The sequence below is a fragment of the Microcella sp. genome (genome assembly GCF_033763155.1).
Classification (GTDB): Bacteria; Actinomycetota; Actinomycetes; order Actinomycetales; family Microbacteriaceae; genus Microcella.
Window position 1 is genome coordinate 1 of sequence record NZ_JANRKZ010000235.1, and the last position, 14,096, is coordinate 14,096.

General features: G+C 67.5%; 19 protein-coding genes. 10 read left to right on the plus strand and 9 right to left on the minus strand.

What is annotated here, in order from left to right:
- Positions 1-321 (minus strand): SDR family NAD(P)-dependent oxidoreductase (locus SFU54_RS10155; protein WP_319016157.1); only part of this gene is annotated, 321 nt, incomplete at its 3' end.
- Positions 322-402: 81 nt separating this feature from the next.
- Here SFU54_RS10155 and SFU54_RS10160 point away from each other — a divergent pair.
- Complete coding sequence (locus SFU54_RS10160) at positions 403-1,119, plus strand: potassium channel family protein (protein WP_319016158.1); 717 nt, start codon at positions 403-405, stop codon at positions 1,117-1,119.
- Here the strand turns inward: SFU54_RS10160 and SFU54_RS10165 are convergent.
- Positions 1,086-2,111 (minus strand): NAD-dependent epimerase/dehydratase family protein, encoded by a 1,026-nt coding sequence (locus SFU54_RS10165; protein WP_319016159.1) that lies wholly within the window; start codon positions 2,109-2,111, stop codon positions 1,086-1,088. The genes SFU54_RS10160 and SFU54_RS10165 overlap by 34 nt on opposite strands.
- A 60-nt stretch (positions 2,112-2,171) precedes the next feature.
- Between SFU54_RS10165 and SFU54_RS10170 the strand changes: the two genes are divergently transcribed.
- Entirely contained in the window at positions 2,172-2,762 is a 591-nt protein-coding gene (locus SFU54_RS10170) for a hypothetical protein (protein WP_319016160.1), read from the plus strand.
- On the opposite strand, the gene SFU54_RS10175 is transcribed toward SFU54_RS10170, so the two are convergent.
- Positions 2,751-3,536, minus strand: coding sequence for an alpha/beta hydrolase (locus SFU54_RS10175; RefSeq protein WP_319016161.1), 786 nt, complete (start codon positions 3,534-3,536; stop codon positions 2,751-2,753). The two genes, SFU54_RS10170 and SFU54_RS10175, sit on opposite strands and share 12 nt — an antisense overlap.
- Between SFU54_RS10175 and SFU54_RS10180 the strand changes: the two genes are divergently transcribed.
- Positions 3,535-3,753: a hypothetical protein gene (locus tag SFU54_RS10180; protein WP_319016162.1), complete on the plus strand. Its 219-nt coding sequence runs from the start codon at positions 3,535-3,537 to the stop codon at positions 3,751-3,753. The genes SFU54_RS10175 and SFU54_RS10180 overlap by 2 nt on opposite strands.
- Positions 3,754-3,801: 48 nt before the next feature.
- Here SFU54_RS10180 and SFU54_RS10185 read toward each other — a convergent pair whose 3' ends face one another.
- Entirely contained in the window at positions 3,802-4,296 is a 495-nt protein-coding gene (locus SFU54_RS10185) for an FBP domain-containing protein (protein ID WP_319016163.1), read from the minus strand.
- Positions 4,297-4,348: 52 nt separating this feature from the next.
- Here SFU54_RS10185 and SFU54_RS10190 point away from each other — a divergent pair, with 52 nt between their 5' ends.
- From SFU54_RS10190 to SFU54_RS10200, 3 genes are all read left to right on the plus strand, one after another.
- Positions 4,349-5,725 carry an MFS transporter gene (locus tag SFU54_RS10190; protein WP_319016164.1) on the plus strand — a complete coding sequence of 459 codons (1,377 nt, stop codon included), beginning with the start codon at positions 4,349-4,351 and terminating at the stop codon, positions 5,723-5,725.
- 184 nt (positions 5,726-5,909) lie between these two features.
- Entirely contained in the window at positions 5,910-6,308 is a 399-nt protein-coding gene (locus SFU54_RS10195) for a fasciclin domain-containing protein (RefSeq protein WP_319016165.1), read from the plus strand.
- A gap of 71 nt (positions 6,309-6,379) precedes the next feature.
- A complete protein-coding gene (locus tag SFU54_RS10200) occupies positions 6,380-7,936 on the plus strand; it encodes a methyltransferase (protein WP_319016166.1) in 1,557 nt (518 codons plus the stop codon).
- Here the strand turns inward: SFU54_RS10200 and SFU54_RS10205 are convergent.
- The 4 genes from SFU54_RS10205 to SFU54_RS10220 form a co-directional block, all read right to left on the minus strand.
- A complete protein-coding gene (locus SFU54_RS10205) occupies positions 7,933-8,700 on the minus strand; it encodes a hypothetical protein (RefSeq protein ID WP_319016167.1) in 768 nt (255 codons plus the stop codon). The genes SFU54_RS10200 and SFU54_RS10205 overlap by 4 nt on opposite strands.
- Positions 8,697-9,590: an ABC transporter ATP-binding protein gene (locus tag SFU54_RS10210; protein WP_319016168.1), complete on the minus strand. Its 894-nt coding sequence runs from the start codon at positions 9,588-9,590 to the stop codon at positions 8,697-8,699. The genes SFU54_RS10205 and SFU54_RS10210 overlap by 4 nt, the downstream gene beginning before the upstream one ends.
- Positions 9,587-9,943 (minus strand): GntR family transcriptional regulator, encoded by a 357-nt coding sequence (locus SFU54_RS10215; RefSeq protein WP_319016169.1) that lies wholly within the window; start codon positions 9,941-9,943, stop codon positions 9,587-9,589. Before SFU54_RS10215 ends, SFU54_RS10210 begins: the two co-directional genes overlap by 4 nt.
- A 111-nt stretch (positions 9,944-10,054) precedes the next feature.
- On the minus strand, positions 10,055-10,861 hold the full coding sequence (locus SFU54_RS10220; protein WP_319016170.1) for a hypothetical protein: 807 nt from the start codon (positions 10,859-10,861) through the stop codon (positions 10,055-10,057).
- Between the two features lie 145 nt (positions 10,862-11,006).
- Between SFU54_RS10220 and SFU54_RS10225 the strand changes: the two genes are divergently transcribed.
- Positions 11,007-11,879 carry a DUF3097 domain-containing protein gene (locus SFU54_RS10225; RefSeq protein ID WP_319016171.1) on the plus strand — a complete coding sequence of 291 codons (873 nt, stop codon included), beginning with the start codon at positions 11,007-11,009 and terminating at the stop codon, positions 11,877-11,879.
- A 74-nt stretch (positions 11,880-11,953) separates the two neighbouring features.
- On the opposite strand, the gene SFU54_RS10230 is transcribed toward SFU54_RS10225, so the two are convergent.
- Positions 11,954-12,157 carry a cold-shock protein gene (locus SFU54_RS10230; protein WP_055860048.1) on the minus strand — a complete coding sequence of 68 codons (204 nt, stop codon included), beginning with the start codon at positions 12,155-12,157 and terminating at the stop codon, positions 11,954-11,956.
- Between the two features lie 258 nt (positions 12,158-12,415).
- Between SFU54_RS10230 and SFU54_RS10235 the strand changes: the two genes are divergently transcribed.
- The 3 genes from SFU54_RS10235 to SFU54_RS10245 all read left to right on the plus strand — a co-directional run.
- Entirely contained in the window at positions 12,416-12,991 is a 576-nt protein-coding gene (locus tag SFU54_RS10235; RefSeq protein WP_319016172.1) for a hypothetical protein, read from the plus strand.
- Between the two features lie 9 nt (positions 12,992-13,000).
- Entirely contained in the window at positions 13,001-13,498 is a 498-nt protein-coding gene (locus SFU54_RS10240) for a DUF427 domain-containing protein (RefSeq protein ID WP_319016173.1), read from the plus strand.
- Between the two features lie 74 nt (positions 13,499-13,572).
- A partial coding sequence (locus SFU54_RS10245) for a VIT1/CCC1 family protein (protein WP_319016174.1) occupies positions 13,573-14,096 on the plus strand: 524 nt, incomplete at its 3' end.

Below are 14,096 nucleotides of genomic sequence, written 5' to 3' on the forward strand. Positions count from 1 at the left end.
CACGGCCATGATGCCGGCGTTGTTGATGAGGATGTCCACCGCGCGCTTTTCCTCGAGCACGCTCTGCGCGGCCGAGCGCACGCTCGCGAGCGAGGCCAGGTCGAGGTCGAGCAGCCGCAAGCGAGCATCCGGATTCTGCCCCATCAGCTCGTCGAGCGCCCGCTGCCCCTTCTCGCGATTGCGCACGGCCATGACGACCTCGGCGCCCGCGGCGGCCAAGCGACCCGTGAGCCCGAACCCGAGCCCACTGTTGGCGCCGGTGACGACGGCGAGCCGGCCCGTCAGGTCGGGAACGGTCGTGTCGAGGGCAGCGCGGGCCATGGAGTCTCCAATGTCAGGGCCCTCATCTCATCATGCGCGCCAGGGGCAAGCCTGAGAGCGGTTCTCGGCCAGAATGTGACCATGTCGCCTGATGCCCCGTCGCTCACGGTCACCCCACCCGATTCCCGCCGCCTCGCCTGGGAACACCGCACGTCGTCAACCCTCGCCGTGCTGGGCTTGATCTTTCTCGTGGCCTATTCGGTGTGGGTTCTGCTGCCGCAGCCCGCCAGCTGGCTCAGCATCGCGCTCGCCGTGGTCGTCATCGGCACCTGGTTCGTGTTCGCGGTCGACATGGTCGCGCGCATTGCCCTCAGCGATCGCGGCCGCAGAGTGCGATTCGTCGTGAGTCATCCGCTGGATGTGCTCGCGCTGTTCTTGCCTCTGTTTCGTGCCCTGCGCGTTGTGGGGCTGCTCAAGCACATCCCCATGCTGTCGGGGCGGTCGGGCTCAGCCGTGCGCGGGTCGGTCATCGCCCACGCTCTCATTTACGCCATCATCTACATCTACGTCATTGCGCTCGCCACCCTGCAGGCTGAACGCGGTGCCACTGACGCCACGATCACGACGTTCGGCGATGCCCTGTGGTGGGCTCTCGTAACGATCACAACCGTGGGCTATGGCGACACATACCCGGTGACGGGCGTCGGCCGTTTTTTGGCGGTGCTGTTGATGGCCGGCGGCCTCGTCATCGTCGGCACGGCGTCGGCGATCGTCGTCTCGTACATCACCGAACGCGTGAACGGCCAGCGCTCGACCGACGACGCTCAGGAGTCAAGCAGCGCGTCTTCTGAGGCGTAGTCGAACCACTCGTCGGCGCCATAGCGCGTGAGCCCCGGAAACGCCTCGCGCCAGTCGCGGTCGGCAACGGCCGCGAGCATCGCGTCGATGGCGGGCCCGACGGTCGAGCGGTGGGTGCCCACGGGCACATAGCCAAGCTCGTCGATCGCCGCCTGCATGCTCAGCACGACGGGCACAGGCACTGACCACGGGGTGTAACCCACCGAGCTTTCCGGCCCGCGGTCGACGGCGACAAACGTCGCGTCGTGCCCCAGGTGATCAAACACCGCCTGCCCAATCTCGAGCACGGTCGGGGCATCATCATCGACGGCATTCAGCACACGGGCGCCGGGATGCTGTGCCGCGAGCCGCACAAGCTCAGCGATCACGACCGTCGCCGACGTCGCAAACCGGCTCGTGCCCCCGTCAACGAGCGGCACGCGGCGGCGGCCGTCGAGCGCTCGCTTGATGAAGTACCACTCGCGCAGCGCGGGCGAACCCGGCCCGTGGATTGCTCCGGGCCGCAACACGGTCACCGGCAGACCCTCGATCGTGAACAGCGCGCGCTCGAGCGCGGCCTTCTGGGGCGAATAGCCCTCGACCTCGGCGGTGACGATGGGGTGCTGTTCGGTCACGGGCACGGCCAAGCGCGGAAAGTCGTCGTCGCTCGTCGCGGCATCCATCCACGTGCCGTTGGCGCCGAGATAGACCGAGGCGGTCGAGATCATCACGAGAGAGCCGATGTCACCCACGAGCGCGCGGTATGGCTCGGCGTCGGCCGGGTCAAACGCGATGCAGTCGAGCACGAGGTCGCGGCCGCGGGCTGCGGCGATGAGGGAATCCTGATCGCTGCGGTCGAGCGAGAGTTCGGTGACGTGCCCCGCGAGCTCGGGCGGCAGCGGCCGCGTGCCGCGATGCGCGATCGTCACGGCATAGCCATCGGCGAGCAGCGCCCGCGCGGTGGCCGTGCCGACCTGGCCCGTGCCGCCGAGAAGCAGGGCATCCTTCTGCATGTCGTCACTCTAGGCGCTAGATTCACGATGACGCCCCGCACACCTCGCAAGGAGAGCCCCATGGCAAGCACCGACGCTCGCACGACCGAGCCGCTCACCCGCAACCAGACGCAGAGCAGTCTCATCGCGGGCGCCGTCGCGCACACGATCTTTCAGACCGGGTGGTTCGCGTTCGGCATGTCACTCGCGGCACTCGTGGCCTCGGCACTCTTTGGCAACATCATCGGGGCCATCACGCGCTCGCTCGGGGGTGACGACCCCAACGCGATCTTGCGTGCGCTCGACGGTGGTTCTGAACTGCTGTTCTGGGTTGTGCTGTCGTTCTTGATCGGCAGCATCATTCTCGTCGGACTGTCGATTCTGGTGAGCGGGTGGATGCTCACGGCGGCCGGCGTGCACCGCCCCTGGCGGGTCACGATGTCGGCCATCGGCATCGCTGCCCTCGTCGACGTCGCCCTGTTCTGGATCTACTTCGGCATCGCCAACCTGCTGACCGAGAGCCGCCTGGCGGGGCCGGTGCTGTTGACGCCCGTGATCGCCCTCGTGGGCGGCATTCTGGTCGGCGCGCTGCTCTGGTGGCTCATGGCCCTCGCTGGTCGCCCGAAGCTCGGTGCGGCGCCGAAGGCCGACGCGCCCGCGCTAGCCGAGTAGCTCGTTTAGCAGTGCCGTCAGTTCGGCACGCATTTGCTCACTCGTGATCGTGCGCTCGCCGTCGCCCGATTGGGGGCCGTAGTCGCCAAAGCTCGCGTGGTTGGCACCCTCGATCGTGACGAAGGTGGCGCTTGACGGCAGCAGGCTCGCGTTCTCGTCAATGATGGCGGGCGTCGAAAGCAGGTCGTTCTCGCCCGCGATGCTCAGCACCCTCAGGTCTGAGTCGCTGACGTCGTTGGCGCAATAGCTGCCGAAGAGCACGAGTCCGTCGACGTCGGCACCGGGCGTCATGAGGCACGCACGCACGCCGCCGAGCGAGTGTCCGCCCACGAACCAGCTGTCGACCTCGGGGGCCGCGGTCGTGAACTGGTCGAGCGTGCGCATGTCGAAGAACGCGAGGTTGAGGGTCGGCTCGGTGATGAGCACCGTGACGCCGCTCTCGGCCACCACCCCGCTCAACTGCAGCATGTAGGCGTGTGCTTCAACGCGCGCGCCCGGAACGAAGACGAGGCCGGTGCCATTCGCGTCGACCCTCGCGGGAGTCATGAGAATGCCCTCGTCGAGATATTGCACCTGCACGGCAGGGTTGGCCCACACCTCAATGACGGCGCCACGATCGGCGCGGTAGGGCGTGTTGGCCCAGATGAGAAAGCCCACGATTACGAGGGCGAACGCCGCGAGCGCTCCCCACCCGATCGCGCGAACACGGCGACGGATGCGCCCGGCCGGGCGAAATCGGGTGGCGTCGGCGTGTGCGGCATCAGCGATAGTCATGCGCCATTATCTCGGCCAGACCTGGCACAATGGAGCCATCATGAACATTCTCGCCGTGGCCGTGTCGATTGTCCTCTTCGTGTCATCGTTCGTGCTCTTCGCATATGCGTTTGCCGTGCCCGAAGAGTTTGCGGCGATCGTGTTCTTTACGGGCATCCTGTCGGTGACGCTCTCGCTCGCCATCCCGTTTCACCTCATGGGGCGCCGCGACTCATAGCGGCACGTGCGCGGAGCCGCGTTGTGAGGCGGCGGGACGCTCGGCGGCCTAGGCCGTCTTGAGCACGTTCGCGGTGAAGTTCTCGAGCCGCTGCTGCAAGCCCGCGCTGCGCCGAGCGATTAGCTCGTCGCGCATGAGCATGAGTTCGCTCGTGCCCGGCACGATGCGAATCATGATGGAGCAGCCCAAGTCGGCGCAAATGTAGGTGCCGATCGAGTTGCCATCGCGGCCCGCTTCGCCGCCGCGCGGGGCGCTGAACATGACCACTTGCGTCGACGGTTGCGGGGTGTGGCACAACGAGCACATGGCTCCAATGCCGGGCCGCAAGGGCGCGCCCGCGGCGCGAACCAAAATGCCCACGGGTCGGTCGTCGACCCAGTGCACGATGTAGCCGCGGGGCGAACCAGCGGGGTCGCGCCAGCCCAGATACTCGCGGTCGGCCCACACGGTTTCGTGTAGGCCCGGCAGGGGCATCCGTTCGATCTCGGCCTCACTGGCGTTGACGATGCTGGCCCGAATCTGGTCGGCGGTGAGCTCTCTCATCGTTGATCAGGGTACGACACAGCGCCGAGAGCCCGGTCGGTACCATTGCCCCATGTCGACGACGCCCCGTGAGCTGCCTCGGGCGCTGCGCCCATTCGCCACGGGACAGTACCGACTGTTGGCGACGGCCCTCGTGCTCTCGCTGCTCGGCACGGGCGTGTGGATCGTCGCGGTGGTGTGGCAAGTCATCGAGCTCGGGGGCACTCCGGTCGACCTCTCGATTGTGGCGACGGGCGGCAGCATCGGGCTCGTGCTCGCGGTGCTGCTGGGCGGCGTGGCCGCCGACCGCATTCCGCAGAAGCGCATTCTCACGACGGTCGAGACGGTCAAGGCCCTCTCGATGGCGGCGATGGCGGTGCTCGCGCTCACCGGCACGATTGAGGTCTGGCACATGGCCGTCGTCTCGCTGTTGCTGGGCGTTGCTGACGGATTCTTCTACCCGGCGTACTCGGCGTGGCTTCCGGCGCTGCTGCCGGCCGACGACTTGCTCGCGGCCAACGGCATTGAGGGGGTGTTGCGGCCGTCGCTCATGCAGGCGGCGGGGCCCGCGCTCGCGAGTGCGGCCATCGCCATCCTCTCGCCCGGACTGGGGTTTGCGATCGTGGCGGTCACGCAAGGGCTCGGCGCCATCGTGCTCGCGCTCATGCGCACCACGGCCGTGCGGCGTGAGGCCGACGCCGAGCCCTCGCACCCGCTCGTCGCGGTGTGGGTCGACGTGCGCGATGGGGTGCGCTACATGTTTCGCACGCGGTGGTTGCTCGCGACCCTGCTGTATTCGGCGTTGCTTGTTCTCGCCATCATGGGGCCCATCGAAGTGCTCTTGCCGTTTGCCGTGCGCGACCAAACCGGGGGAGGAGCCGGAGCATTCGCGCTCGCCCTCGCCGCGTTCGGTGTCGGCGGAGCGCTGGGGTCGCTCGCGGTTGCCTCGATGCGATTGCCGCGTCGTTACCTGACTCTGATGATTGCCGCGTGGGGCGTCGGATGCGCTCCTCTGGCCATCATCGGCCTTACCGACCAGCTCTGGCTCATGATCGTGGCCCTGTTCACCTGTGGCGTTCTCTTTTCGGGAGCCACCGTCATTTGGGGAACCCTGCTGCAGCGTCGCGTGCCCCCCGAGATGCTCGGCCGCGTGTCGAGCCTCGACTTTTTCGTATCGCTCGCGCTTATGCCGATCTCGATGGCGATCGCCGGGCCCGTGGGTGAGATCATCGGTATTCCCGTGGCTTTTCTTGCCGCGGGCCTGATTCCGGTGGTGCTCGCAACACTGACGCTGCTCATCGCGCGACTGGGGCCCGACGAGCTCGCGCATCCGTTGACCGATACCGACGTCGTTGCCTCGACCGACACGGGCCCGATCGTCACGGGCCCGGGCGCGGCGAGTGGTCGGCAGCTGCCCGTCGACGAAGAGCATCCCGACTCTCGCCCCTAGTCGTTGCGGAATCGTCACCGATCGTTCACGACGCACAGGCGATGGTCGGCTGGCGTGCGGGTGATGCGCGGGTCACGTGCAGGCGCAGCCGGGGTGGTGGGCACAGAGTGAGGCCATCCGGTCGAACAGGCTGGGCGGGCTCGCTGTCGCGGCCCTCATGCACGTTGTCAGAGAAGAGACCCCCATGGCTACCATCGTCGAAACCGCCGTTAGCGCCGGTTCGTTCACCACTCTCGTCGCCGCCGTCGGCGCTGCCGGCCTCGTTGACACGCTCAACGGAGAGGGCCCCTTCACGGTCTTCGCTCCGACCGATGACGCTTTCGCCGCTCTGCCCGAGGGCACCGTCGAGGGCCTGCTCGCTGACATCCCGGCGCTCACGTCGATCCTGACCTTCCACGTCGTTCCGGGTGCCGTGCACGCTGCCGACCTCACCGACGGTCTCACGGCCGCCACGGTCAACGGCGCCGAGCTCACCTTCGACCTGAAGGATGGCGTCACGGTCAACGGCGCGAAGGTCGTCACGGCCGACATCGTCTGCGACAACGGCGTCATCCACGTCATCGACGCGGTTCTCCTGCCGTAGTTTCTGCTTCACAAACGGCCCGGCTCTTTTCGACGAGCCGGGCCGTTCTGCGTGTGCGGTTGACTAGGGGGGTGGATGCCGCTCTCATCGCCCAACTGCGCGCCGACTTGCTCGATGCCGGGTACACCGTTGACCGGCTCCGGCAACTGTGGGGCGACGAGGCCGATGCGGCTCTGGCCCGAGGTGACCGTGTTCCGGCTCGGCGTGCGCTCGCGGCGCTCGGAGCGGCGGGGGTCGGCATGAGCGACGGTGGAGCTCGTGAGCAGGTCGCGGCGAGCATCCTTGCCCGCGTCTTCTTGCTCGGCGAACTCGCGACCGATGACGCGCTGACGACCGCGTTACCGCGGCTCGGCACGCACGGCGCGCGCGAGCTCGGTCTCGTGGACGACTCTGGGCGAGCACTGATCGACCTGCGTCCTTACACGTCGATCGACGCCGGGGGAGCGGTGCAGTGGTTCATCGCGTCTGACCTCGGCGAAGTATCGCTCGGCACGGCGCTGCCGGCCGAGCACGTGCTCGGCGTGGGTGGCGCGTCACTCACGCTCGCGGCGCTGATTCCTACCGAGCCGGTCGACTCGGTGCTCGATCTCGGCACGGGCTGTGGCATCCAGTCGTTGCACGCCGCGCGTCATGCCGAGCACGTCGTCGCGACCGACATTTCGGCTCGGGCTCTCGAGCGTGCGAAACTCACGCTCGCACTCAACGACGTGACCTCGGTTGAGTTGCGTCTCGGTGACCTGTTCGAACCCGTGCGCGGCGAGCGATTCGGCCGCATCGTGAGCAACCCGCCCTTCGTCATCACGCCCCGGCTCGAGGGGGTGCCCGTGTATGAATACCGCGATGGCGGTCGGGTGGGTGACGCGATTGTCGAGCAGGTCGTGCGCGGCGCGGCTGACCACCTGGTGCCCGGAGGCACGGCTCACCTGCTCGGCAACTGGGAGTATCGCGACGCAATGGGCGGCGACGGCCTCGCGCGCGTGCGCTCGTGGATCACCGAAGCGGGCCTCGACGGCTGGGTCGTCGAGCGCGAGCGGCAGAGCCCGGCCGAGTACGCCGCCACGTGGATTCGCGACGGTGGCACACGCGTCGGCAGCGCCGAGTATGACGCGCTCGCGGCCGCGTGGCTCGACGACTTCGCGGCTCGCGGCGTCACGGCCGTGGGCTTTGGCTACATCGTGCTGCGGCAGCCGACCGACGCCGAAGCGCCCCGGTTTGTGCGCACCGAGATCATCACCTCGCCGCTGGGCTCAGCGCCCACGGGAATTGGCGACCACGTGCTCGCGGGCTTTCGCGCCCACGATCGCCTCGCGGCCCTCGACGACACCGCCCTGCTCGCCGAGCGCCTCACGGTGGCGGGCGACGTCACCGAAGAGCGCCACTACTGGCCCGGAGACGAAAACCCCACGGTCATTCGCGTGCGCCAGGGCGGCGGCTTCGCGCGCACGATCGACGCGGATGCTGCGCTTGCGGGCCTCGTTGGCGCGAGCGACGGCGAGCTCACGGTCGGCGAGATCGTCGGCGCCCTAGCCGACCTGCTCGAGGTCGACGAGGCCGCCCTGCTCGCGCAACTGCTTCCGCAGGTGCGCGAGCTTGTCGTGACGGGCGTCTTGTCTGTTGTGACCGGCTAGCCGCCCGAGGGCGTTGCTCGGCGCAAGATCAGCCAGGCGGCCATCGCACAGAGCGCCGTGACGATGAGGCTCCACGCTGCTCCGCCGACGAGGCCCGCCCACGCGAAGAACGCGCCAACCTGCGGCCAGGCATCGAGCCACGTCGCGAGCGCCGCGCCACCGATGCCCACAAAGACGAGCCCGCCCCAGAACACGTACATGCCACCCGCCTTCCACCGCACGTATACGGCCGCAGTGGCTGCACCGATCGCGAAGAACAACAAGAAGGCCAGCAGACTCAGGGCGAAGCCTTCCCACCACTGTGCCTGCCACAGCTCGTAGGTTCCGAAGAAGGTCAGACCCACTCCCCAGCCTCCCGTTGCACGCTCGACAGACCAGGCGGCAAGAAGGAACAGTGAGTAGCCAAGCGAGAGAATCAGCGCGAATACCCCGAAGCCCGCCACGAAGTCTCGTCGGGTACTGCCGTAGCCGAGCGCGAGCGGAAACGCCTGGTTCATGCTCTGAACGGCGACGACGAGCATGTAAATGAAAAGAAAAGAGACGCCCCCGTTGATCGAGGAGTCCATGTCGCCTTCGGGCGGGATGCTCGCGCGCACGATGCTCCAGATGGCGATGTTCATCAGGAGAATCACGCCGAGAATCATGAGCGGTGTATAGATCGCGGTCCAGGGGTTTGCGAACAACAGTCGCACGATCGTGCCGATGCGCCGCGTGAGGGGCCGGGGAGTCGTCGAGAGCGGTGCCGCCTCGGTCATGGTTGTCATCGAGTGACCTCCTCGTGGTCGGTGGGGCTGCCCCCGGTCTGGCGAATGATGAGCTGTTGCAGCGAGACAGGCCCGACCTCGAGACCGGCAGCGCGGGCGTCACGGGTGACCTGCTCGGTGAGGCCCGCGACGGTCGCGCTGACGAATCCGCCCAAGCGCTCGCGGTGGATGACGTCGAGGCTCGCGACCACCCGCTCGACGGCCTCGGCTGGGCCGGCGATGGTGGCGGCGTGGGCGCGGAGGGCATCCACGGGGGAGTCGATCAGAATGCGGCCGTCGTCGATCACGAGCGCGTGCTCGAGCAGATCGGCCACCTCGTCGATGAGGTGGGTCGAGAGAATGACCGTGCGCGGGTGAGCGGCATAGTCGGCGAGCAGCCGGTCGTAGAAGTTCTGGCGCGCGATGGCGTCGAGCCCGAGGTAGGGCTCGTCGAAGATCGTGATCGGGGCCCGAGCGGCGAGACCCACGATGATGCCGACGCTCGACAACTGACCGCGCGAGAGCTTCTTGATGCGTCGGTCAATCGGCAAGCGAAATTCTTTGGCGAGCTCGTGGGCGAAGTCGGCATCCCAGTTCGGAAAGAAACCCGGAGCGGCCGCAAAAACGTGCTTCGGCTTGAAGTCGTCGGGGTAGCGCTGGCTCTCTTTGATGAAGCACGTGTGCTGCAGCACCCGGGGGTTTTCGACGGGGCTCTCACCCGCCACCGTGATGGTGCCGGAGGTCGCGAACTCTTGCCCGGTGAGCAAGTGCATGAGCGTGGTCTTGCCCGCTCCGTTGCGCCCGAGCAGTCCGGTGATGGTGTTGCGTGTGATCTGGAAGTCGACGTGGTCGACGGCCGTGATGCCGCGATAACGCTTCGTGAGACCGCGGGCCTCGACGATTGTGGTCATGAGGTGGATTCCTTTCGGATGAGATCGATGAGCGCGGCAGCGTCGAGGCCTAGGGACGCACCCTCGGCCAACAACGGCTGCACATACTCGGTGGTGAAGCGAGCCCGGCGATCGTTGATCAGGCGATCGCGGGCGCCGTCGGCAACGAACATGCCGATACCGCGTCGCTTGTAGAGCACGCCGGCGTCGACGAGAAGGGTGATGCCCTTGAGCGCCGTGGCCGGGTTGATGCGGTGAAACGCCGCAAACTCATTGATCGACGGAACCTGCTCGCCCTCGGGGAGTGAGCCGTCGATGATCTGTCGTTCGATGAGTGCGGCGATCTGGAGGAAGATCGGTCGACCGTCGTCCACACGAGCCTCCTTTCTGTATTGGTTACTTAGTCAAGTAACTAACCAGAGAACCGGAGGGCTGTCAAGCGGATGCTCGCGCGGTCTTTCTCAGCGCGCAGGTGCGGGCGCGCGTTAGCGGGCTCGGCGCCGCCAGTCGGGCACCGTGAGCAGAATGGCGGCCGCACTGAGTGCGACACCCGTGAGTCCGTAGACGAGGCTCTCGGTGCTCTGGGTGCTGCCGAGGGCTCCCAGAAGCTGGTTCGGAAGAGTGAGGGTCATGGCGAAGTACGGCGCGAGCGATGCCACGACGATCGCGCTGCCCGCGATGCAGGCGAGAGCGAGCATCCGTCGCCAGCTGAGAAGTCGGTCGGCGTTGAGGGAAGGAAGCAGGGCGACGAGTGCGACGCCCACGACGATGGCGAGCGACAGAATCACCCAGATGGTGATCGAGACCGAGAAGGCGATGCGCGAGGGCGTTCCCCACGCGGCGTAGACCTCGTCGAGCGTCAGAAGTCCTTGGGCGATACCGAGGGGCTGCGCAACGGTGAGGGTGTAGACACCCCACCCGGTGAGCGCGATGAGCATGGCTGCCGCCGCGAGCCCGACACGGCGACGCAAGCGGCGGTCGGCCACAGTGACGACGTCGTCGTCAGGAAAGATGATGCGTTGTTGCGGCACGATCGGTTCGGCAACGGAGGGGGTAGCCCGTCGATCAGCGTCGGACATGCCATCGAGGCTCGTCACGAGACCACCCGAGCCGACCCGGCGAATGCCGCGCACGATGGCGGCGGCGTTGAACGCTCCGCCGACCAGAATGAGGATCAGCGCGAGCCACAGCAGCACGGGCGTGCCGCTCGCGACGAACGATCCCACGAGTGCAACGGGCACGAGCAGCAGGCACGTCAATCCCCAGCGGAACAGTTGACCGGTCGAACGCACGGCGTCTCCTTCGCTTCGCGAGTCGTGGTGGGGCCACCCTATCGACACGGCCAGACCCACACCGCGGGCCCCGTGAGGTGACCTCCCTGAACGGTTATCGGCGAGGCAGCACGCACCGCGGCGCGCGGCCTCGTAGCCTCACGGGGTGCGTGACTATGGCGATGACGTTCTCTCGGGCGATTGGCGTGCGGTCGGGCGCACGGTCGTGACCGAACGGCGCGCTGACATCGACCTCGTGGTCGAGCTACCCGAGGGTGGCGCGGGCGGCGACAACGCCGGCGGCTTCGTCGGGGCTGTCGTGCGCGTCGACGCGGGCAACGTGCACCTCGAAGATCGCCACGGCCGAGTGCGCGTGTTTCCGCTCGGGGCGGGGTTTCTCGTCGACGGCGAGCCTGTGCGACTCATCGCGCCGGTGCCCACCCCGACACCGCTGTCGCGTGCCCGAACGGCGAGCGGCTCGTTTGCGGTGGCGGATGCTCGCACGCGCGTTGCCCGCGCCAGCCGCATCTGGGTCGAAGGTCGACACGATGCCGAACTCGTTGAACAGGTGTGGGGCGACGATCTGCGGCTCGAGGGCGTCGTGGTCGAGCTTCTCGACGGCGTCGACCACTTGGCCGACATGCTCATCGAGTTCGGCCCCGCGAGCGGTCGCCGGGTCGGAGTGCTCGTCGACCACTGGGTGCCCGGCTCGAAAGAGACGAGGCTGGCCGAACAGGCGCTCGCCCAGGTGGATGCTCAGCACGTGCTGATCGTGGGGCATCCGTTCATCGACATCTGGCAGGCCGTGCGCCCGGCCGTCGTCGGCATCGATGCCTGGCCCGACGTTCCGCGCGATGTGGAGTGGAAGACGGGCACGTGTCGCGCGCTCGGTTGGCCGCACGAAACCGTGGCCGATCGGGCCGCCGCCTGGCAGCGCATTCGCGGCCGAGTGCGCAGTTATGCCGATCTCGAACCCGCGCTGCTGGGCCGGGTTGAGCAGCTCATCGATTTCGTCACCGCCGAAAACTCCCCAGCATGACGAAAGCCGCCCCACGTCATCGGAGGGCGGCTTTCGGGTGTCACGTCGGGTAAACCCGGCGTGACGGGGGAGTACTAGAGGGGGCGGATGTTCTCAGCCTGCAGACCCTTGGGGCCCTGCGCGACGTCGAATTCGACCTTCTGGTTCTCGTCGAGCGAACGGTAGCCGTTCGACTGGATGGCGGAGAAGTGCGCGAACACGTCGGCGCTTCCGTCATCGGGGGTGATGAAACCGAAACCTTTTTCGGCGTTGAACCACTTAACAGTGCCTGTCGTCATTGCTGACTCCTTGTTACTCACGGAGTTTCGACTGTCGAAACCACCAGTCGAACCACTCATGAATCCTGCTCTATACGAGAGCACGTACTGCTTGCACCGCACGTTCGGACCGCCGAGGCGTATCAACTTCACTGCTGACAGTACTGCACGGGGCAGACATCGGCGCCATCCTTCACCGAGTTGTTACACGAGGTCTGCACAGCCTCTACCGAACAAGCGGCCTTAATGTGGTGCTCCCCATACACAGGAGAGACCACAATGAGCTTCTTCGACCGTCTGTTTGGCGCCCCGACTCCCGAGCCGCAGCCCCGTCGCACGGGCGTGCGCAGTGATGACGAGCGCGCCGTTGAGCGCTACCGCTACCTTCTGCAGACGGCCCCGCCCGAGACGATCGAGCAGGTGCACGCCGAAGCGTTCGAGAAGCTCACCCCCGAGCAGCGTCGACTCGTCTTCGACGAGATGTCGCGCACGGCCCCGGCGGGTGAGGCCCCGGCCGACGATCAACCGGCCACCCTCGCTCGCGCGGCCACGCGCTCAGAGCTGCGCCAGCCCGGCACGATGGAGCGCTCGCTCGCGGGGCCCTCGTTCGGCCAGATGGTCGGTGCGTCGCTGCTCGGAACCGTGGCGGGTTACGTCATTGGCTCGGCGCTCGCCAGCGCGTTCTTGCCTCCGATGGATGCCGGACTCACCGACGCGGGCGCGGGCGCGGGCGACGCGGGTGCCGACGCGGGTGCGGGCGATGCCGGCGCTGACGCGGGCGGCGACGCTGGCGGGTTCGACGGCGGCGGATTCGACGCCGGCGGGTTCGGCGACTTCGGCGACTTCGGGTTCTAGGCCCTGACCGTGGCGCGACCGAAACGCATCGAGCCCGGGCCGGGCCAAGAGTCGGTGTGGGATTATCCACGGCCGCCGCGGGTCGAGCCGGTGCACGCGCGCGTCACGATTGAGCTCGGTGGCCGGCTCATTGCCGAGACCACTCGGGCCATGCGGGTGCTCGAAACGAGTCATCCGCCCGCCTACTACCTGCCGCCGGAGGCCTTCGTCGAGGGCGCGCTCGTGCCCGCAGCGGGCTCAACCTTCTGCGAGTTCAAGGGTCGTGCGGCCTACTACGACGTCGTCGGCGGCACCGCGATCGCCCCGAGTGCTGGCTGGTACTACCCTGCGCCGAGCCGCGGCTTTGAGGCCATCGCGGGTTTCGTGTCGGTCTACCCGGGTCGCATGGACCGCTGCACAGTCGACGGAGAAACGGTCACGCCGCAAGAAGGAGACTTCTATGGCGGCTGGATAACCGCGAACATTGTCGGGCCCTTCAAGGGTTCGGCAGGCACGTGGGGCTGGTAGCTCTCTCGCGCACCCGCGCGCGGTTTCGGGATGCCGAACTGCGGGCGCGGCGCCGCGACTGACATCATGGGCGCGTGACGGAACCCCACGCGCCGACGGCCGCCGAGCTGCGCCGCTGGCGCCGCTATCTCGCTGACGAGCGGGCCGAGGCCGCGGTGTATCGCGACCTCGCGACGCGCCGCACGGGTGAAGAGCGCGCAATCTTGCTCGCTCTCGCCGAAGCCGAAGCGCGGCACGAAGCACACTGGGTCGACTTGCTCGGTGACCATGCTGATCGCGTACCCGCGGTCTCGCTGCGCACTCGCGTGCTGGGTTTCTTCGCGCGCCGCTTTGGCAGCGTGTTCGTCTTGGCCCTGGCGCAACGCGCCGAAACGCGATCGCCCTATGGGGCGGATGCTCACGCCACGCCCGCCATGGCCGCCGACGAGCGCATCCACGGTGAGGTCGTGCGGGGGCTCGCGGCGCGCGGGCGGCAGCGACTGTCTGGCACCTTTCGTGCGGCGGTGTTCGGGGCCAACGACGGTCTCGTGAGCAACCTCGCGCTCGTCATGGGCATTGGTGCGGCGGGCCTCGGACCGTCAGCGGTGCTGCTCACCGG